This is a genomic window from Mesorhizobium sp. CNPSo 4671, from assembly GCF_057784245.1.
Genome location: NZ_JBWLUW010000003.1, coordinates 147,374 through 166,251, shown reverse-complemented (window position 1 = coordinate 166,251; position 18,878 = coordinate 147,374). Strand labels below are relative to the sequence as shown.

18 protein-coding genes are annotated in these 18,878 nt (G+C 64.0%); 2 read left to right on the top strand and 16 right to left on the bottom strand.

Annotation, left to right across the window (positions count from 1 at the left end):
- Window positions 1-16: 16 nt before the first annotated feature.
- From AC04SF_RS09030 to AC04SF_RS09020, 3 genes are all read right to left on the bottom strand, one after another.
- A complete protein-coding gene (locus AC04SF_RS09030) occupies window positions 17-1,042 on the bottom strand; it encodes a sugar ABC transporter substrate-binding protein (RefSeq protein WP_202353510.1) in 1,026 nt (341 codons plus the stop codon).
- A gap of 87 nt (window positions 1,043-1,129) precedes the next feature.
- Complete coding sequence (locus AC04SF_RS09025) at window positions 1,130-2,116, bottom strand: ABC transporter permease (protein WP_488477498.1); 987 nt, start codon at window positions 2,114-2,116, stop codon at window positions 1,130-1,132.
- Between the two features lie 270 nt (window positions 2,117-2,386).
- A complete protein-coding gene (locus AC04SF_RS09020; protein ID WP_488477497.1) occupies window positions 2,387-3,820 on the bottom strand; it encodes a DHA2 family efflux MFS transporter permease subunit in 1,434 nt (477 codons plus the stop codon).
- A 119-nt stretch (window positions 3,821-3,939) separates the two neighbouring features.
- Here AC04SF_RS09020 and AC04SF_RS09015 point away from each other — a divergent pair, with 119 nt between their 5' ends.
- Complete coding sequence (locus AC04SF_RS09015) at window positions 3,940-4,941, top strand: ornithine cyclodeaminase family protein (protein WP_488477496.1); 1,002 nt, start codon at window positions 3,940-3,942, stop codon at window positions 4,939-4,941.
- Entirely contained in the window at window positions 4,938-6,485 is a 1,548-nt protein-coding gene (locus tag AC04SF_RS09010; RefSeq protein ID WP_488477495.1) for an HAL/PAL/TAL family ammonia-lyase, read from the top strand. Before AC04SF_RS09015 ends, AC04SF_RS09010 begins: the two co-directional genes overlap by 4 nt.
- Here the strand turns inward: AC04SF_RS09010 and AC04SF_RS09005 are convergent.
- The 13 genes from AC04SF_RS09005 to AC04SF_RS08945 form a co-directional block, all read right to left on the bottom strand.
- Complete coding sequence (locus tag AC04SF_RS09005; protein ID WP_096447685.1) at window positions 6,448-7,251, bottom strand: 3-methyl-2-oxobutanoate hydroxymethyltransferase; 804 nt, start codon at window positions 7,249-7,251, stop codon at window positions 6,448-6,450. The genes AC04SF_RS09010 and AC04SF_RS09005 overlap by 38 nt on opposite strands.
- A 38-nt stretch (window positions 7,252-7,289) precedes the next feature.
- Window positions 7,290-7,601, bottom strand: a complete 312-nt coding sequence (locus tag AC04SF_RS09000) for a MocE family 2Fe-2S type ferredoxin (RefSeq protein WP_488477494.1) — start codon at window positions 7,599-7,601, stop codon at window positions 7,290-7,292.
- Between the two features lie 14 nt (window positions 7,602-7,615).
- The gene (locus AC04SF_RS08995; protein WP_488477493.1) at window positions 7,616-8,698 is read right to left on the bottom strand and encodes a fatty acid desaturase family protein; all 1,083 of its coding nucleotides are present in this window, start codon (window positions 8,696-8,698) and stop codon (window positions 7,616-7,618) included.
- Between the two features lie 49 nt (window positions 8,699-8,747).
- Window positions 8,748-9,923, bottom strand: coding sequence for an aldose 1-epimerase family protein (locus AC04SF_RS08990; protein WP_488477492.1), 1,176 nt, complete (start codon window positions 9,921-9,923; stop codon window positions 8,748-8,750).
- Between the two features lie 10 nt (window positions 9,924-9,933).
- Window positions 9,934-10,716: an ATP-binding cassette domain-containing protein gene (locus AC04SF_RS08985; protein WP_488477975.1), complete on the bottom strand. Its 783-nt coding sequence runs from the start codon at window positions 10,714-10,716 to the stop codon at window positions 9,934-9,936.
- Complete coding sequence (locus tag AC04SF_RS08980) at window positions 10,713-11,717, bottom strand: ABC transporter permease (protein ID WP_488477491.1); 1,005 nt, start codon at window positions 11,715-11,717, stop codon at window positions 10,713-10,715. The genes AC04SF_RS08985 and AC04SF_RS08980 overlap by 4 nt, the downstream gene beginning before the upstream one ends.
- A gap of 58 nt (window positions 11,718-11,775) precedes the next feature.
- Window positions 11,776-12,720, bottom strand: coding sequence for a sugar ABC transporter substrate-binding protein (locus AC04SF_RS08975; protein ID WP_488477490.1), 945 nt, complete (start codon window positions 12,718-12,720; stop codon window positions 11,776-11,778).
- Between the two features lie 66 nt (window positions 12,721-12,786).
- Window positions 12,787-13,701 (bottom strand): sugar phosphate isomerase/epimerase family protein, encoded by a 915-nt coding sequence (locus tag AC04SF_RS08970; protein WP_488477489.1) that lies wholly within the window; start codon window positions 13,699-13,701, stop codon window positions 12,787-12,789.
- 56 nt (window positions 13,702-13,757) lie between these two features.
- Complete coding sequence (locus AC04SF_RS08965) at window positions 13,758-14,843, bottom strand: Gfo/Idh/MocA family protein (protein ID WP_488477488.1); 1,086 nt, start codon at window positions 14,841-14,843, stop codon at window positions 13,758-13,760.
- Between the two features lie 35 nt (window positions 14,844-14,878).
- A complete protein-coding gene (locus AC04SF_RS08960; RefSeq protein ID WP_488477487.1) occupies window positions 14,879-15,955 on the bottom strand; it encodes an ABC transporter ATP-binding protein in 1,077 nt (358 codons plus the stop codon).
- Between the two features lie 3 nt (window positions 15,956-15,958).
- Window positions 15,959-17,050 carry an ABC transporter ATP-binding protein gene (locus tag AC04SF_RS08955; protein WP_488477486.1) on the bottom strand — a complete coding sequence of 364 codons (1,092 nt, stop codon included), beginning with the start codon at window positions 17,048-17,050 and terminating at the stop codon, window positions 15,959-15,961.
- Complete coding sequence (locus tag AC04SF_RS08950) at window positions 17,047-18,006, bottom strand: carbohydrate ABC transporter permease (protein ID WP_488477485.1); 960 nt, start codon at window positions 18,004-18,006, stop codon at window positions 17,047-17,049. Before AC04SF_RS08950 ends, AC04SF_RS08955 begins: the two co-directional genes overlap by 4 nt.
- Window positions 18,003-18,863, bottom strand: coding sequence for a carbohydrate ABC transporter permease (locus tag AC04SF_RS08945; protein WP_023769530.1), 861 nt, complete (start codon window positions 18,861-18,863; stop codon window positions 18,003-18,005). The genes AC04SF_RS08950 and AC04SF_RS08945 overlap by 4 nt, the downstream gene beginning before the upstream one ends.
- Between the last annotated feature and the right edge of the window lie 15 nt (window positions 18,864-18,878).

Below are 18,878 nucleotides of genomic sequence, written 5' to 3'. Positions count from 1 at the left end.
CATTTGTCCATTGGGCCTACTTCGCCGCCGCCTCGGCCTGCAGAGCCTTCAGGTCCCAGCAGCTGTCGGGCTTGAGGTCGGCCTTGGTCGTCGCCTTCTCCAGCGTGTAGATGTAGGTGTGCGAGGTGCCGGCCGGCTGGCCGCTCTGCAGCAGGAACTTGATGATGGCGTTCATGTCGCCCGACTGGCGGGCTAGCTCTGTCATGACGACCGCGCCATAGGTGCCGTCGGCCAGCTTGTCGCAATCGGCCGCCTTCTCGCCGCCGCCGGTGGTGACCAGGAACACCTTGCCGTCGAGCTTGGCGTCGCGGATAGCGGCCGATGCGCCGGTGGCGTCACCATCCCAGAAATCGATGATCGAGCAGATGTCCGGGTTCTGCTGCAGCATCGTCGTCGTTACGTTGCGCGAGGTCGTCGCATCCCAGTTGGAGTCGGGCTTGGCCACCACCTTGAAGTCGGGATGCTTGTCCAGCACTTTCATGATGCCGGCATATTGATAGAGGCTGGACGAGTTCGCCTGGTCGCCCTGCACCAGGCCGATCTTCTTCGACGAGTTTTCACCGCAGCCCTTGATCGCCGCTTCGGCCTCGAGCTGGCCGAGCCGGTCCCAGTCGCTGCCGACAAAGGCGTCGGCCGGGAAGTTGGCGGGATTGTCGACCAAAAGCACGTAAGTTCCGGCGGCCTGCGCCTTCTTCATCAGCTTGGAATAGGAGTTGAGATCCGGTGCGTGGATGATCAGCACGTCGGGCCTGGTGTCGGAGGAAATGGCGTCGGTGATGGCCTGCGCGCCGGCATCGACCACCCAGTTCGGATCGCGCGTCTCGAAGGTGCCGCCCCAGGCGTCGACCTCCTTCTTCAGATAGTGCGCCCAGCCTTGCGCCAAGTCGAAGCCCATCGCCAGCGGTACCAGCATGACGCGCTTGCCCTTGAGCGCCTGTGCATAGGCGGCCGGGCCCGGATCATCGGCGGCGAAGGTCGGCGCCACGAAGGCGGTAACGGCGAGCGCCGTCGCGGCGGCCATAAGTGTCTTGATCAGTCTCATGTCACGTCCTCTGGTTCGGTTTTCATTGCCGGCCGATCGTCGCGATCGCGCCGGGTACTCCGAGCAAGATGGGCTAGCCCATCTGCTCTAAATGTCGCCCTGCTGCGCGGTCTGCTCGTCGCGCGGATTGATGATACCGTCGACGATGATGGCCCCGAGCAGGATCGCCGCCTTGATCAGGTTCTGGTAGAGCAGCGGAATGTCGATGATGGTCATGGCGTTGAGCAGGATGCCGATCAGCGCTGCCCCCACCAGCACATTGCGCACCCCGCCTCGCCCGCCGGACAGGCCGATGCCGCCGATCACCGCCACCAGCACGATGTCGTAGAGCAGCGTCGAGTTGACGACGCGCGTGTTGATCGAATGCAGGCTGGCCGCCGTCAGCAGGCCGGCGATCAGCGCCACAAAGGCCGAGAGCACATAGCGCAGCACCAGCATCGGCCGCACCGGAATGCCGATGTTGCGGGCGGCGACAGGATTGTCACCGGCAAAATAGATGTAGCGGCCCCATTTTGTGTAGCGAAGGAACAGGAAGAACAGGAAAGCCAGCCCCGCGAAGACGAACACCTCGATCGGGATGTCGAGGAAGCGCAGGCCGCCGAGCAACTCGACCCAATGGCCCTGCGGCACCGGCACGGCATCCTGCGTGATCAGTTGCGAGCGCACATAGCCGAAGACGAAGGAGCCGGTGGCTAGCGTCACGAAGATCGCCGGCACGTCGGCATAGGCGACGAGAAAGCCGTTGAGCAGGCCGATGGCGAGCACGCCGGACAGCACATAGGCGAAAGCCAGCCCGTCCGAAGTTCCGGTGTTGAGCAGTTGCAGATACCAGGCGACCGACATCGCCATGATCGCCACCGCGGACAGATCGATGCCGCGCCCGATGATGACGACCGCCATGCCGAGCGCCAATATGCCCAGCACCGACACCGAGCGGACAATGGCGACGAGGTTGTTGGGGTCGATGAAGCCCGGCAGGCCGATGGCAGCGGCAGCGAACAGCACCACCGCAATGGCAAAGACAATGCCTTCCTGATTCAGGCTCCTGAGATTTGGCCAGCCAATCGCGTTCATGTCTGCATTCGCCCCGATGGCAGCGCTGCCATCCCGAAAGCAAAGGCTAATCGGCTCGGCGCCGGTTCGTCAAATGAATCCGCGTTCAGAATGCGGTCTTGTGCCGATATTTGCCGAGTGGACGCATCGATTGCCGAAACTGGCGCAATGCTCGGAAACTCCTGCGTTTTTGGCAATTGATTGCACGAACGCAGCCATTCGCGAAAGCGCTTCATCAAGGCGAAAGGATGAGGCGGAATTTATCTCCGCACCAGCCAAATAATCCGATTTTCAGTTCCCCGGCACGTGGCCGGAAACCTCGGCACCGGCGCCGGGCGGCAGCACCAGAAAACGCAGGGCCGCGACCAGCCCGATGGCGCCGATCACGAAAAAGGCGATTCGAAAATCGACGAGGTCGAGAGCAGGCTGGGCTCTTGCGATCTGCGACAGATTGAGAACCGCCGCCGCCACGGCAACGCCGAACAGCATCGCCACCTGCTGCAGCATCGAGGATAGCGTCGCCGCCGAACTGCGCTGCGCCGCATCGATATCGGCGAAGGCCAGCGTGTTGAGCGCGGTAAACTGCATCGAGCGCGACAGGCCGGCGATCAGCATCAGCGCCACGACCAGCGCCTGCGGTGTTTGCGGCGAGATCGCCCCGCAAGCCATGATCGAGGCCGAAGCGATGATGCCGTTGACCACCATCACCGAGCGGAACCCGAACCGCCGCAGCGTTGGCGTCGTCACCGTCTTCATGCCGAGATTGCCGAGGAAATAGGCCAGGATCATCAGGCCGGCATCGACGGGCGAGAGGCCGAAACCAACCTGGAACAAAAGCGGCAGCAGGAACGGCGTCGCGTTGATCGCCACCCGGAAGATGGTGCCGGCAGCAAGTGTCGAGATGGCAAAGGTCAGCACCTTGAAGGAAGAAAGGTCGAGCAGCGGATGCGGCGCGCGCCGCAGATGCCGCACCGCCAGCCAGCCGACAACGATGCCCGCCGCGATCAGGCCCACGGTCGGCAGCATGCCATCCTCGGGATGCGCGATGCGCTCGAGTCCGTAGAGCAGGCAGGCGAGCCCGAGCGAGGTCAGGAAAAACCCAGGCCAGTCCAACGGCTTGGGATCGGCCTCGCGATCGCCGGGGATGAAGCGGGCGACCAGCGCCAGCCCGACCAGCCCAAGCGGGATGTTGATGAAGAAATTCCAGTGCCAGGACAGGTAGGTGGTGATGAAGCCGCCGAGCACTGGCCCTACGACGGGCGCGAACAATGCCGGCCATGTGATCAGCGCGGTGGCGTTGAGCAGTTCGGATTTCGAGGCGTTGCGCAGGACGAGAATGCGGCCGACCGGCGTCATTAGCGCGCTGCCCAGCCCCTGCACGGCGCGAGCGGCGACGAATTGGGTCAAATTCCCGGAGAAGCCGCAGGCGAGCGAGGCCAGCGTGAACAGCGCGATCGCAACGAGAAAGATGTTGCGCGCGCCGAAGCGGTCGGCGAGCCAGCCCGAAAGCGGCACGAACACCGCCATGGTCAGCATGTAGACGGTGATGCCGATGCTCATCGCCACCGCCGGCACGCCGAAGGACTGGCCCATCTGCGGCAGCGAGGTCGAGATGATCGTCGAATCCAGCAGCTGCATGAAGAAGGCGATGGCCACGATCAGTGCCACGCGCCGCGCATTGGTGGCCGTTTCGGGTAAGGCTTCGGTGTCGGGAATGGCAGTCATGTCGGTCCGGTTTGAACAGCATTTAGCCGGCAGCGTCCAGACACAGCGCAACAAACTTTCGTGTCACGCCGCGGCCTGCTATGGGATGGGCGGGGTGACCGAGGAAAGTACGCGCATAAATGAAGCCCATCTATATCGATTATCTCAATGCCCTCGACATCGAAGCGCTAGATATGACCGATGGCGAAATCATCGCCGCTGTCGAGGCTGGCCTGGTGGCGCAAGGCAAGGGCCAGACGGTGATCGAGCCGCGCGTGCATCTGGAGCCCGACCCCACCTTCCACGGCCATTTCAACGTGCTGCGTGGCTACGTCGCGCCGCTCGACACGGCGGGCGTGAAAATCGTCGGTGACTATGTCGACAACTATCTGCACGGCCTGCCCTCGGAATTCGGCATCCTTAATCTGTTCGACCCGCGCACCGGCACACCGCGCGCCATTCTCGACGCCACCGTCATCACCGACATGCGCACCGGCGCCGTCACCGCCATCGGGGCAAAACATCTGGCAAGGAAGAATTCCAAGGTGCTCGCCCATATCGGCGCGCGCGGCACGGCCTATTGGAACGTGCGGCTGCTCGACCATCTCTTCGATTTCGATGAAATCCGCGTCCATTCGCGCCGGCCGGAAAGCCGCGACGGCTTTGCCGCCAAGCTCTCCGCTGATCTCGGCAAGAAGGTTACGGCCGTGGTCGACTGGGAGAGCTGCGTCAAGGGCGCCGACATCGTCGTCGAGGCCTCGCGTCTGCCCGAGCCGCAGCCGCTGCTCAAGACCGAATGGATCAAGCCCGGCGCGCTGGTCGTGCCCTATGGCACGATGAGCGCGGTGGAGCTGTCGCTGACCGACATCATGCAGAAGATGGTCGTCGACGACTGGGGCCAGTGCAAGGGCGGCAAGTTCGGCTCGCTGCGCGCCCATGTCGAGACCGGCCGGTTGAGCGAAACGACGCTGCATGCCGAACTCGGCCAGATCGCCGCCGGTCTCAGGCCGGGCAGACAGGGCGACGACGAGACCATCCTGTTCTGGCATCGCGGCCTATCACTGTCCGACATTGCGTTGGGCAAGGCGATGCTGGCCAAGGCAGGCGAAAAGGGCATCGGCCAGAGGCTGCGTTTCGCATGAGCGCGCTCGTCCTTACCGGAGCCGGTGTCAGTGTCAGCGATGTAGCTACTGTGGCCCGCGAAACGCGCAAGGTGGAGATCGGACCCGAAATCATCGGCAGGCTGGACAAGGCGCGAAAAGTGCTCGACCAGGCCGCCGCCTCCGGTCAGCAGATCTACGGCCTCAACACCGGGCTTGGCGCCAATCTCGGCACCTCAGTCGAAGGCGACGCCAGCGCCTTCCAACGTCAGTTGCTTGAGGGCCGCAGCGGAGCGGTCGGCGAAACCCTGCCGGTCGAGACCGTGCGGGCCACCATGGTCGCCCGCGCCTCGATGCTGTCGGCCGGCGGCTCCGGCCTGTCGCCCGCCGTGTTCACCGCTCTGGTCGATGCGCTCAATGCCGGCGTCCATCCGGTGATGCCTTCGCTCGGCTCGATCGGCGCCGGCGACCTCGTGCTGATGACCGCGCTTGCCCGTCTGCTGATCGGCGAAGGCGAAGCCGATTACCAGGGCCGCCGCATGCCGGCGGCCAAGGCGCTGATGATGGCCCGCCTCGCCCCGATCAGCCTGGCGCCGAAAGATGGACTGTCCCTGATCAACGCCTCGGCGGTCTCCTCCGGCAGCGGCGCCCTTGCGATAGCGGATGCGCTGTCGGCGCTGGCCCAGCAGCAGCAGGCCGGCGCGCTGACCATGGAAGGCTTTGGCGCCAACCGCACCATCCTCGATCCGCGCCTGCAGATGGCGCGGCCGGCCGCTGGACAGCAGGAGGCGGCGAAAGCCCTGCACGACCTTCTCGCCCGCGACGAGATGCCGGCGCCCACCACCTTGCAGGACCCGCTGTCGATCCGCTGCATGCCGTCGATCCACGGCGCGCTGATCGAGGCGATCGGTCAGGCAAAACGCGCCGTCGAGATCGAACTCAACGCCGCCGCCGACAACCCGCTCGTGCTCGGTGACGACGAATTGGTGATGTCGACCGGCAACTTCCACACGGCGGCACTTTCGCTTGCTTTCGAGACGCTCAGCCTGGCGATCGCGCAATGCGCCGCCGCGAGCGTCGCCCGCTTCATCCAGCTCACCGGTTCGGGCCGCAACGGGCTGAGCAAATATCTGTCGCCCATCGGTGGCGCATCGGCCGGTTTCGTGCCGCTGCAGAAGACAGCAACATCGATCCTGGCCGCCATCCGCCACAAGGCCAATCCGGTGATGCTCGATTTTCTCCCGGTTTCGGAAGGCGTCGAGGATCACGCGACCCAATCGCTCCTCGCCGTCTCGAAATGCGCGGGGATGATCGCGCTGTGGCGGCGGCTGATCGCCTTCGAGCTGATGGCCGCCGCCCAGGCCGTCGACCTGCGTGAAGGGTTGACGCTGGCACCACGCACCGGCGCGATCTATGCAGCAGTGCGCGCGCATGTATCGATGCTGAAGGACGACCGGCCGCTGGGGGCCGACGCCGAGGTGCTTCACGCCATGCTCGCCGACGGAGCGTGGCGAGGCGCTTCGACAGTCGACAAAGAAACCGAAATAGTCAGCTCTTTGCGCCTACCCTTTTCAGGAACAGACTGAGCTCGGCCGGCTCCATGTGCACAACGTGCCTGTCCTCGGGATAGGCGCCGCTGTTGACGTCGGCGACATATTCCGAGAAGGCCGCCACCCGCTCCGCCTGCAGCCGGTCATACTCGGCGGCGAAGTTGCGGTAGACCTTGGAGTGGCGTGGCATGTGGCCCCGGTTCTGGCCAAGGATGTCGTCGGCGAACAGATATTGCGCGTCGCAGCCGGTGCCCGCCCCCATCGACAGCATGATCAGCGAGGTCCGCTCCGAAATTGCCTTGGCGACCTCGACCGGCACCACCTCGATCTCGGCGCCGACGGCGCCCGCAGCTTCCAGCTGCTTCACCGCCTCGAAAACCTCCAAGGCGGTGTCGGCAGTCTTGCCGACCGCCTTGAAGCCGCCGGTCCAAGTGGCGCGGGACGGAATGAGGCCGACATGGCCTATGACGGGGATGGCGTCGTCCGCCATGCGCTTGATCGTGGCATAGCCGGCGCTGCAATAGACCGCGTCGGCGCTTGCCTTGTAGAGCCGGAAGGCCCAGCGCACGAAATCATCCGCCGTGCCGATCTCGAAGAAGTTTTCGCCCGGCATGGTGAACAGGCTGGGCGCGGCATCGCGATACTGAGGGTTGAGCACCAGTTCAGGCGGCACCGAGACGATGTCGACCCCTGCCCGTTCGGCGGCCTCCGCCTCGTCCAGGTTAAGCACGCGCAGCATGGTAAGCTGGCGCTTGCCCTTCATCGCGCGCAGATCGGCGACGGTCGGTCTCTTTCGGCTCATTAAAACGTCCCCTCTGTGATGCTGGATCGGTTGCCGCGTCAGATCTGGATCATCACCTTACCGGCCTCGATCTTCACCGGATAGGTCACGAGATTGACGCAGACCGGCGCGCCCTTGGCCTGGCCGGTCTTGTAATTGAAGCGGCCATTGTGCTTCGGGCATTCGATGATGTCGTCCATCACCAGCCCGTCGGCCAGATGCGCCTTCTCATGCGTGCAATAGCCGTCCGTGGCGAAGAACTCGTCATCGAGCGAGCGGTAGACCGCGAAGCTGCGGCCGCCATGATCGAAGCGGATGACATCCTCTTCATCGATATCGTCCACCGCGCACGCTTCAACCCAGTCGGCCATATCGGTCTCCTCAGCTATTCGGCCGCAGCCGACATATCGACCTCGTGGAACTCGCCGCGATAGGGCCTGGCCGTCGGCGGCAATTCGCGCTTGAGATAAAAATCCTCGTATTTCAGCTGCCTGAGCAGCACCGGCCAGACCTCGCGATAGGCATGCCACATGGACGGGTTCGGCTCCGGCAGGTCGTGCTTGATCAGCTCGTGCAGCCTGGGCAGCGCGTGATACGGCACCATCGGGAACATGTGGTGTTCGACATGGTAGTTCATGTTCCAGTAGATGAACCGGCTGATCGGGTTCATGTAGACCGTGCGGGTGTTGAGCCGGTGGTCGACCACATCGTCGGCCAGCCCGATATGCTGCAGCAAGCCGGTCGTCACCATGTGCCAGGTGCCGTAAAGGCGCGGCAGGCCGATCAGCACCAGCGGGATCCATGACCCCAGCGCGATCGCGATAGCGATCGTCGCAACGTACACGGCCATGTGCCAGCGGGCGGCGACCACCGCCTTGTGCTGTTCCATTTCCGGGATGTAGCTCTTCTCCTCGTCCGACAGCGTGCCGAAGGCCTGGCGCACCAGCGTTGGCAGCGAATAGCGGAAATCGAGAATGCCGGTGAAGGCCAGTCCCGCCTTCAACAGGTCGGGCGGACGCATGACGGCGATCTCGGCATCGCGGCCGACAATGATCGTGTCGGTGTGGTGGCGGGCATGGCTCCAGCGCCATTGCACTGGATTGCGCATCAGCATGAAGGACGCGATGTGGTAGACGACATCGTTCATCCAGCGCGTGCGGAAGGCCGTGCCGTGGCCGCATTCATGCCAGCGCGAGTCGCTCGACGAGCCGTAGAGCACGCCATAGACGAACAGGAACGGCACCACCCACCACGTGCCCCAGAACCAGACGATGCCGGCGGCCGAGCCCAGGATCGCAGCGATCCAGATGATGGTGTCGCGGATCGCCGGGCCGTCGGAGCGCTGCATCAGCTCCTTCATCGCCTTGCGCGGCACGTCGGTGTGGTACCACTCAGCCGAGGCCAGGCCAGTCTCGATCGCGGCCCGCGTGCTCTCGCCGACCAGGCTATAGTCGCGTTTTTTGCCCATCACACCGACCTCCGGTTTCCGGCCCGCCAGCCGGAGCATTCCTGTCGCATCATGCCCCCAATCTCGGAAAATTTCCCGACGGCCTGGGATAATCCTGCTCCGGCTGCCTGGCGATCGCGCCGATCCTGCCTTCCGCCGCCGCAATCTCCCCGGCGCCATCGAGGACACGAAACACCGCATCGTAGGCCCGGGCTTCGCCATGCTCCAGCCAGATCATCTCGCCGCGTTCACGCGCGGCGAGATCGCCGAGCACATGATGGGTCGAGGGCTCTATGCCCAGCGCATACTGCCCGGCCTGGAAATTCTGCCACTGATAGGCGCAGGGCAGTTGGTCCTTGCGCGTCACCACTTCGAAGCCGAGGCCAAGCCGGTCGTTGACCACTGCCACCGGCACTTGGCCTTTATCGTCGGCGCCCATCTCGTGCTGCCAGACCTGCTCGCTGAACCCCAGCTGCGGCGCCGGCGCCGTGCGGTAGCCGACCTTCTGCGCCTCATAGCGCTCGCCGGTATGGCCAGCCCAGACCACGTCGCGGATCGGCGCCAGATAGCGCGAGCCCTGGTCGAGCAAGGGATGGCTGACATTGATGTGGTAGAAATACATATGCGGCGTACGGTTGAAGCCGTGATTGACGACACGGTCGGAAAGCCGGATCTCGTTGCCGCCGACATCGGCCTCGATGCGACGGATGAGATGCAGATCTTCGCCGAACACCGCCGCCTGCTGGACGATGCCTTCGGCCCACAGCACGCAGCGGTCGCCATCCCAGCGCTCGCCATAGCCGGCCAGCCGCGCCGGGATGGTGCCGACGCGGCCGTGCAGCGAATGGGTGACGGTCTTCTTGCCGGGGTAGTTGTAGTTTTCGGCCGGCACGTCTTCGCGACCCAGTATATGGTCGAGGCCGCAGGTGACCAGCAGGCCGGAAAAGGAGCGAGCCCAGGCGAGCCCGCTCTCCCCTTCATAATCGTGCAGGCCCGGATGGCGAAAACCGCTCGGCGAATGCCAGCCGATCGCCTGGCCCTTAAAGTCGCAATCGGCGATATCAAGCGCCCGGTCGACCAGCGCGGTAAAGCGCAGGCCGGAGCCGGTGCGGAACTCCAGCATGCGGATGCCGCGTTCCACGCCGTCGCCAAGCGTCATCAGCCGCACGCCGGCGAATTGCGACAGCATGCCGGACCGCTCCGCCACTTGCCGTCGCGACAGCGTCTTGCCGTAAAGCTCTACCATGCGACGCCCTTCACTTTGCCCTCGCCTCCTTAAGCAGGGCCGACATATCGGCGCCGGTGATGATGCTTTCCACGGTCAGGAGATCGGTGTCGGCGACGATCTGTTCGGCGACGATTTCGCCGCGGCGCATGACGATGATGCGGTCGGCGACCTGAAACACGTGATGGATGTTGTGGGTGATGAGCAGCACCGAATGGCCGGCGTCGCGCACCTCCTTGACGAAGCGCAGCACGCCATGGGTTTCCTCGACGCCGAGATTGTTTGTCGGCTCGTCGAGGATGATCACCTTGGCGGCGAACTGCATGGCGCGCGAAATAGCGATCGACTGGCGCTCGCCGCCCGACAGCGTCGAGACCAGCGCATCGGCGTCGAGCTTCTTCGAGATGCCGACACGCTTGAGCAGTTCGGAAGCAGCCTTGCGCAACTTCGCCAGATCGAGCGGCGCGAACACGCCGAGCCAGCCGAAATTAACCGGCTCGCGGCCGAGGAAGAGATTGCGCGAGATGCTGAGATCCGGCGCCAGCGACGTGTCCTGGTGGATGGTCTCGATGCCGAGGTCCATCGCATCGCGGGTCGAGCGGATCGAAACTTTTTCGCCGCGCACATAGATATCGCCGCGGTCGATGGGGAACACGCCCGAGATCGCCTTGATCAGCGTCGATTTGCCGGCGCCATTGTCGCCGAGCAGCGCCACCACTTCGCCTTCCCTGAGTGTCAGCGAGGCATTCTTCAGCGCGCGCACGCTGCCGAAGGATTTTTGCAGGTTCTGCAGCCGCAGTACTTCCATCGTCAGCTCCTTGCAGCGTTCTTCTGCAGCAGAGCGTGCAGGATGAGCATGGCGAGGATGATGAGGCCGACGAAGATGTTGTAGGCGAGCCCCGGCACACCGATCAGCACGATGCCGTTGCGGATGGCGCGCAGCATCAGCGCGCCGACAATGGTGCCGAGGATGGTGCCGCGCCCGCCGGTCAGCGCCGTGCCGCCGACCACCACCATGGCGATCACTTCCAGCTCGTAGCCGGTGCCGGCCACCGGCGAAGCGGCCGAGATGCGGAAGGCGCTGATCATACCGGCAAGGCCCGCCAGCACCGATGTCGCGATGAACAACCAGATCTTGACGGCGTCCGCCGGCACGCCGCGCGCCACCGCCGCGTTGCGATTGCTGCCGATGGCGCTGATCCAGTTGCCGAGCTTGGCGTAGCGCAGGATGTAGATGGCAAACAGCGACAGGCCGATGAACCACCACAGCGAGGTGTAGAAGCGGAACGAGCCGATGTTGAAGCTGCCGGCCAGCAGCGTCACGAAGAAGCCGGGCTGGTCCCAGGATTTCAGCGGAAACCCTTGCGTGATGTAGAGCGCCGCGCCGCGCACGACGAGCAGCATCGACAGCGTCACCAGGAAAGACGAAATGCCGATCTTGGTGACGATCAGCCCGTTGATCGCGCCGATCGCGATGCACAGGACAAGCCCGGCCAGCAACGCGAGGCCGATGTCCCAGCCGGCGTTCTGCACCAGCAGCATCACCACCACCGGCGCCAGGCCGAACACCGCGCCGACGGAGAGATCGAATTCGCCCGCCGTCAGAAGCAACGTCATGCCGAGCGCGATGATGCCGAGCTCGGGCAGGAACGCCATCATGTTGGAGATGTTGAGTGGCGACAGGAAATTGGCGTCGGCGACAGCGAACACAGCCAGCAGGACAATGAGAATGACGAGCGAGGAGAATTGCGGCGAGCGTATCAGGCTCGATCTGCGTTTCCCGACAGGCATCTCGTCTTCTGCGGCGATCGTCATGACTGTTTGAACCATGCTTGAAAGACGCCCGCCGCCTTCACAGCGGGCGCTGCTTTTCTTACTTCTTGTCGTAAAGCTTCAGGATCGGGTCGACGCTGGAGGCGTCGTAGAGACCGAAAGTGTGGATGTCGTAGCCGATCGGCTCGCCCGAAGCGGCAAGACCGAGCAGCGCCACCGGCATGAAGCCTTGCGCCGACGGATACTGCCAGGCGGCGGCGTTGACGAAGCCGTCCTTGACGGCCTGCGCCGTCTCCTTGGAGTTACCCCAGCCGACGACCGGGATCTTGCCGGCCGGCACGCCCGCGCCGTCGAACACACGCTTGACGCTGGCCGCCACGGAATCGCCCAGCGCAATGATCGCCGGCGGATTGTTGGCGACCATGTAGTCGGTCATCTTGGCGATGATGCCGGCCGGATCGGTGCCGCAATCGACGACGTCATATTTGATCCCCAACGGATCGAAAACGCTGGCAATGCCTTCGGTTTCCAGTTGCTGATAGCTGGCGCCGGGAACCTCGACTGGCAGGAACACCTTGTCGCCCTGCTTCACCATCTTGTGGTCGACCAGGTACTTGGCCCAGATGACGCCGGCCTCCTTGAGGTCGGCGCCGACATAGGCCTGGCGGCCCGTCGCTGGATCGTCGGTGTTGAAGAACACGATCGGAATGCCGGCGGCCTTCGCCGCCTTCACTTCCTCGGTCCACAGGCCGGGCTGCGCCGATGTGGTGGCGATGCCGTCGGGCTTGGCCGCCAATGCTGAATTGAAGGCCTCCTTCTGCGCCGCCATGTCGCCGCCGCTGAAGGAGATCTTGCAGGTCACCTTGAGCTGGTCGCAGGCTTTTGTGGCGCCGGCGTTCCAGTCGATCCAGAAGGCATCCGAAGGTCCGCCATGCGACAGCAGGTAAAACGTCTTCTGGCCGTCCTGCGCCTGCGCGGCCGAGCCGAACGCGACGCCGGCAAGCACCGTCGTGGCGGCCGCCAATTTCAATGCGAATTTCAACATCTTGTTTCCTCCACTTCGTGTCGTGCAAGTGCTGGCGCCGCCTTTCAAAGGCAGCGCCACCGCATCTCAAAGCCCGTTGGCGCGGAACTTCCCGTCGAGGAATTTTTTGGCGCGCGGCACGTCGTCTTCCGACAGATGCTCGATGATGACCGGGATGTTCGGGTGCTTTTCCGCCAGCCGCTTGAGGTAGAGGTCGTAGTTCAGCGAGCCGAGGCCCGGCGCCGGCAGTTCGATCTCGCCGACACCGCGGAACGTATGGCTTTCCATCGCATCGGCGTCGCCGATATCGGCGTGCTTCTCGGACTTGTCGTCACCCGAGCGCTTGACGTCCTTGGCGTGCGCGATTTTGATCTTGTCGGTCAGCGTGTCGAACACCTGGTTCAGGATCTGGTCCATCCTGTCGATGTTGTGGGTCTCGAAATAGTTGGTCGGATCCATCAACAGGCCAAGGCCGGGATGGTCGACCTGCGCGAACATCTTCACCGTTTCCTCGACCGAGCCGACGACGTTGTTGACATAGGTTTCGAGCAGGAAGACCGCGCCGTGGTCGTAAGCCGTCTGAGCGAGGTCAGCGATCACCTTGCGGCATTCCTCAAAACCTTCCTCGGTCTTGTTCTTGGGGTGATGCACCCAGTCGGACTCGGTGTTGTAGGTCCCGGTTTCCGAGATCACATAGGGCGAGCCGAAATGGCGGGCGTTGCGGATGATCTCCTTGAGATAGCCGACCCGCCTGTCGCGCTCGGCCTTGTCCGGATGGATGATGTTGGTATAGCCCGACACGCAGCAGACCGGCAGATTGTGGTCGCGGAGGACGTCGCGCACCTTCTTCGCCTTGTCCTTGGTGATCTGCCCGGCCGAGAGGTCGACATCCCTAAAGTGGAGATCGAGCTGCACCGTGTTGAAACCGAGGCCGCGGATCTTCTTCGCCGTCTCTTCGAGGCCGTACGGGAAATAGCCCGTGAAAATACCTGCCTGCATCATGGTGTGAATTCCTCCCTGTAAGCGATTCAGTTGTCTGGTGTTTCCAGTTGCGGTGATCAGATAGCGATTTCGGAAAGCTTGACCGTGCGCCCCGATGCCATCGAGCGGTAGCCCGCTTCGACCAGCGCCATGGTCTTGACGTTGTCGGCGACGGAGAGCGCCGGCGGCGTGCCGGTCTTCACCGCGTGCTGCAGCTGCTCCATGACGCCGATGAAAGCATGCGGGAACCACATCGTGTCCCAGCTTGGGCTGACCCATTCGCCGCCGGTGGTCTCCGCCGAGGCATAGGTCAATGTCGACGCTGCACCGGTCGGCCAGCCGATCGTGCCCTTGGCGACGCCCTTGGTGCCGTCGACGCGCCAGTTGATGTGCTGGTCGTCCTTGTATCCTTCCTGGCGTGGGCCGGACCAGACATCCTCCAGCGACACGGCAAGCACGCCGGACGGGAAACGCAGCGTCGACACGGTGATGCCGTCGGAATGGTCGAATGTCGTGCGCGGGTCTTTGCGCGTGAGTGTTGTGATCTCATCGGGATCACCGAACAGGAAGCGCAGCACGTCGAGATGGTGCACGCTCATATTGGCAAGCGTCAGCCGGTCGTAGCCCTGAAGGAAGGTCTGCCAGTGCGGGATGGCGTGCATGTCGATCTGCGCGAAGACGATATCGCCCAGCGCGCCGCTGTCCATGATCTGCTTCAACACGCGCATCGACTGGTCGTAGCGCATGTTCTGGTTGACCGAGAGGATCTTGCCGGCCTTCGCCGCCTCGTCGCGCAGCTTCACGGCTTCCTCGACCGACAGCGCCAAGGGCTTCTGCGCCAGGATCGCCTTGATGTGCTTCTGTTTCAGCGCATGGCGGATCAGCGCCGGCTGCAGGTCGGGCGGAAAGGCAAGGTCGATGATCTCGACAGTCTCGTCCTCGATCAGTTGTTCCGGCGTGTCGTGCACGGTCGGGATGCCCCAGCGCGTGGCGACCTTCTGAGCATTGGCCTTGGTGCGTGAGGCGATCGCCACCACCGGGAACCCAGCCTCCTTGTAAGCAGCGAGATGGCACTCGGCCATGATCATGCCGGCGCCGACGCAACCGATCCTGTATTCCTTCGTGCGGACCTTAACGTCCGGCTCGAAGCCTTTGCCTGCCATGTCTTCCTCCCGAAATTCTGTCCTTGCGGCCGCAGTCATCGTGCCAGCGCTCCCCCGCTCTGTCCGAAATAATGCACGCGGGCCGGCTCGCAGGATATCGCCACCATCGCATCGGGCCTGATGTCGGGCTGGCCGCGCAACAGCGCCTTGAGCCGCGCCTGCCCGGCGGCGAGCGTCACGACGGTGTAGCCGCCGAGCGGCTCGACCTCGAACACCCGCGCCGGGCGGCCCTGGCCGCCATCCTCTTTTCCATCAATGGGCCACGGCCTGACCTTGATATCCTCCGGCCTCAGCCCGATCTCGACGGCATCGGCGGGAGCCGCCTTGTCAACAATGCGGATCGTGCCTTCGGCGGCTTCGACGCCGCCCTCGCCCCGGGCCGATTTGAGGATATTCATCATGGGCGAGCCAAGCAGCCGCGCCACATAGGTGCTGGCCGGACGGTCATAGATCTCGGCCGGCGCGCCAATCTGCCTGATCCTACCGTTCTCCAATATGGCGATGCGGTCGGCGATCGACATCGCCTCTTCCTGGTCGTGGGTGACATAGATCAGCGTCTTGCCGAGCTCGCGCTGGATGCGCTTCAGCTCGACACGCGTCTCCTCGCGCAGCCGCGCGTCGAGCGCCGAGATCGGGTCATCCATCAGATAGGCGTTGGGGTCGCGCACCAGCGCACGCGCGATCGCCACACGCTGGCGCTCGCCGCCCGAAAGCTGCGCCGGCGGCTTGTGCAGGATGTGGCCGATATGCAGCTTGGCCGCGACGTCGGCGACCCGCTTTTTGATCTGGAGCTCGGCAACGCCGCGTTCGACCAGCGGAAAGCGCACATTGTCGAGCGCGCTCATATGCGGGAACAGCGCGAGGTTCTGGAACACCATCGCCACATTGCGCTCGGCCGGCGACATCGCGTTGACCGGTCTGCCGCCGATAAGGATTTCGCCGGCGTCTGGGCTCTCCAGCCCCAGCACCAGGCGCAGGATCGTCGACTTGCCCGACAGCGGCGGCCCGAAGAAACAGAAGAACTCGTTGTCGTTGACGGTGAACGAGGCGTCGTCGACGGCGAGCGTTGTGCCGTAGCGCTTGGTCACATTGCGAAAGACGATGTCGGCCATGGCTCAACCTGCCTTCATCGCAAGGCCGCTGGCGGCGTCGAAAATACGGACCGACGACGCCGCAGGCGCGACGATCGCGGTTTGCCCGATCGAGAGCCCGACATCATTGTCGAAGACCGCCTTCACCGCGCCATCGCCCTGGCCGAGATGGACGATGGTGCGCGCACCAATGCGCTCGACGAAGGTGACAGGCATGGCAAGCCCGCGCCTATCCTGCGCCAGGGCCACCTGCTCCGGCCGGAAGCCGTAGAGCACGTCGCCACGTGCGCCGCGCAAGGTCGCCGCCAACGCGTCCGGCAGCGGCGGCGTCACACCCATCGGCCCGAGATCGACGACCAGCCCACGGTCGCTTTCCGCCGGTCTGCCCTTGAGCAGGTTCATGCCCGGCGCGCCGATGAAGCGGGCGACGAAGACATTGGCCGGATTGTTGTAGACTTCGAGCGGTGTGCCGACCTGCTGCAGAACGCCGTGATCCATGACGGCGATGCGGTCGGCCATGGTCATGGCTTCGAGCTGGTCGTGGGTGACATAGACCATGGTCTGCTTGAACTGGCGCTGCAGCTGCTTCAGCTCGGTGCGCATGACGGCCCGGAAGGCGGCGTCGACATTGGAGAGCGGCTCGTCGAGCAGGAAGATCGCCGGCTCCATGATCGCCGAGCGGCCGATCGCCACGCGCTGCAGGATGTTGACCGACAGCCGGTCGGCCTTGCGGTCGAGCAGCGGCGTCAGTTGCAGCAGCTCGGCGATTGCGCCGACGCGGCGATCGATCTCGGCCTTCGCCGCACCGCGCATCCTCGGCCCGTAGGCAAGGTTTTGGCGCACCGTCATATGGGTGAAGATGGCGTAATTCTGGAAGACGAAGCCGACGCCGCGTCGCCCCATCGGCACGCCGGCCATGTCGCGTTCGCCAAACAGGATCTTGCCACTGGTCGGCTCTTCCATGCCGGCGATCATGTTCATCGTCGTCGACTTGCCGCAGCCTGACGGCCCAAGCAGCGCCATGAATTCGCCGTCCGCTATGTCGAGGTCCATGGTCTTCAGCGCGGTGAAGTCGCCGAATGTCTTGGTGAGGTTACGCAGCTGGATCGCGCTCATGCCGCAACCTCCCTCGCCCGCGCCATGCGCTTCATGGCGAACACGGCAACGATGGAGAGCACGATCAGGATAGCCAGCGCGATCGCCGCCACATAGCCCCATATCAGGTCCTGCGTGGTGACCTTGTAGATGTAGACGGAGATCGTTTCGGTGGCGACGCCGGGGCCGCCGCCGGTCATGATGTAAAGCGTGTCGAAGATCTTGAAGTTCTCGATCACCCGGATCGCCAGCGCGATGATGATGATGGTCTTCATCTTCGGCAGCACGATGGTGACGAAGCGCTGCCAGGGATTGGCGCCAAGCAAGGTTGCCGCCTTGATCTGGTCCTCCGGCACACCGACCAGACCGGCCAGCAGGATGAGGAACATCAGCGGCGTCCACTGCCAGATGTCGGCGATCATCACCGCGATCAGCGCCAGGGTTGGGTCCGACAGCCAGGCGATGGTGACGGGAGAACCGGTAAGCGAAGACAGGATGTCGTTCACCGGGCCGCCAGACTGGAACAGCATAAAGAACATGTAGCCGGCCACCGCCGGCACCACCATCATCGGCATCAGCAGGATCGAATAGAAGATGCGCTTGCCAGGAAAATCGTCGGCGAATAGCGTCGCCAGCGCCAGGCCGAGCAGGAACTCCGCCGGCACGCAGACGAGCATGACGATCGCCGTGCGCTTCAGTGCGCTCCAGAAGCGGGCATCGGCGGCGAGATCGGTGTAGTTGGCGAAACTGTTCCACATCTCCCAGGCATTCCACCAGCCGAGGCCCGAGAGCGGCGACCAGTCGGTGACGCTGATGTAGAGCTGCATCAGAAGTGGAAAGGCCGAAATGAACAGAACCAGGATCTGCGCCGGCAGCGTCAGCCGGAAGCCCAGCCGGGCGCCCTCGTTGCGCAGGGCCGGCTTCGCACGCGCGGCGCCCATTTGGTCCTCCGAAACAGTCACGGTCACCGCGCTCATTGCTTGAGCGCCCCAAAAGTCAGCCCGCGCACCAGATGGCGTTGGATGGCGATGCCCATGATGACCGGAGGCACGGCGGCGATCAGGCCGAGCGCCGCCTTGGCGCCATAGAGCTGGCCGGTCATCGAGGACGACAGCGAGGCCATGTAAACGGGGATGGTCACCCATTCGCGCGTCGTCAGAAGCAGCGCGATCAGATAGTCCGACCAATTGAGGATGAAGACGAAGAGGGCGGCACTGGCGAGCGGCGCGCGCATCATCGGCAGCGTGATGCGGGTGAAGACGCGCAGCCGCGAACAGCCCTCGACAAGTGCTGCCTCCTCGATCTCGCGCGGCATGTCGTCGAAGAAGGTCTTCATCAGCCAGAAGGCGAACGGCAGAGTGACGATGCCGTAGATCAGCGCCAGACCCCACCAGCTGTCCGTGAAGTTCAGAAAGGCCCACATGATCATGACAGGGATCATCACCGCCATCGGCGGAAACAGCCGCAACTGGATCAGCGCCAGCGGCAGGTTCTGGCCGGAGCCGAAACGCGACAGCCCGTAGGCCGCCGCCGTGCCCGCCGACATGGCGATCGCGGTGCCGAACACGGCCGACAGCAGCGACGACAGGATCGGCTTCAGCGCGGTGCGGTCGAGCGCCACGATCAGGCTGTTGGTGGATTCGCCGAAGACGAAGCGGAAATTGCTGAGCGTCGGGTTCTTCGGCCACCATGTCAGGTCGGCACCGGTCGCCGACCATTCGGCGATCGGCTTGAAGGCCATCGACACCATCCACAGGATCGGCACCAGCGTCACCGCCATGGCCGCGAGGATCGCGGCGTAGCGGAATATCTCGAAAGGAACGGAACGCTTCATCTGGCTGCTTTGCTG

Excerpts from the sequence above, each read along its gene's own strand:
- AC04SF_RS09025 (WP_488477498.1), bottom strand. The coding sequence starts at position 2,116 with ATGAACGCGATTGGCTGGCCAAATCTCAGGAGCCTGAATCAGGAAGGC.
- AC04SF_RS09000 (WP_488477494.1), bottom strand. The coding sequence starts at position 7,601 with ATGGCCGACTGGGTTGAAGCGTGCGCGGTGGACGATATCGATGAAGAG.
- AC04SF_RS08945 (WP_023769530.1), bottom strand. The coding sequence starts at position 18,863 with ATGAAGCGTTCCGTTCCTTTCGAGATATTCCGCTACGCCGCGATCCTC.
- AC04SF_RS08965 (WP_488477488.1), bottom strand. The coding sequence starts at position 14,843 with ATGGCAGGCAAAGGCTTCGAGCCGGACGTTAAGGTCCGCACGAAGGAA.
- AC04SF_RS08995 (WP_488477493.1), bottom strand. The coding sequence starts at position 8,698 with ATGGGCAAAAAACGCGACTATAGCCTGGTCGGCGAGAGCACGCGGGCC.
- AC04SF_RS08975 (WP_488477490.1), bottom strand. The coding sequence starts at position 12,720 with ATGTTGAAATTCGCATTGAAATTGGCGGCCGCCACGACGGTGCTTGCC.
- AC04SF_RS08960 (WP_488477487.1), bottom strand. The coding sequence starts at position 15,955 with ATGGCCGACATCGTCTTTCGCAATGTGACCAAGCGCTACGGCACAACG.
- AC04SF_RS08970 (WP_488477489.1), bottom strand. The coding sequence starts at position 13,701 with ATGATGCAGGCAGGTATTTTCACGGGCTATTTCCCGTACGGCCTCGAA.
- AC04SF_RS09030 (WP_202353510.1), bottom strand. The coding sequence starts at position 1,042 with ATGAGACTGATCAAGACACTTATGGCCGCCGCGACGGCGCTCGCCGTT.
- AC04SF_RS08955 (WP_488477486.1), bottom strand. The coding sequence starts at position 17,050 with ATGAGCGCGATCCAGCTGCGTAACCTCACCAAGACATTCGGCGACTTC.
- AC04SF_RS09015 (WP_488477496.1), top strand. The coding sequence starts at position 3,940 with ATGAAGCCCATCTATATCGATTATCTCAATGCCCTCGACATCGAAGCG.
- AC04SF_RS08980 (WP_488477491.1), bottom strand. The coding sequence starts at position 11,717 with ATGACGATCGCCGCAGAAGACGAGATGCCTGTCGGGAAACGCAGATCG.
- AC04SF_RS09020 (WP_488477497.1), bottom strand. The coding sequence starts at position 3,820 with ATGACTGCCATTCCCGACACCGAAGCCTTACCCGAAACGGCCACCAAT.
- AC04SF_RS08990 (WP_488477492.1), bottom strand. The coding sequence starts at position 9,923 with ATGGTAGAGCTTTACGGCAAGACGCTGTCGCGACGGCAAGTGGCGGAG.
- AC04SF_RS09010 (WP_488477495.1), top strand. The coding sequence starts at position 4,938 with ATGAGCGCGCTCGTCCTTACCGGAGCCGGTGTCAGTGTCAGCGATGTA.
- AC04SF_RS08950 (WP_488477485.1), bottom strand. The coding sequence starts at position 18,006 with ATGAGCGCGGTGACCGTGACTGTTTCGGAGGACCAAATGGGCGCCGCG.
- AC04SF_RS09005 (WP_096447685.1), bottom strand. The coding sequence starts at position 7,251 with ATGAGCCGAAAGAGACCGACCGTCGCCGATCTGCGCGCGATGAAGGGC.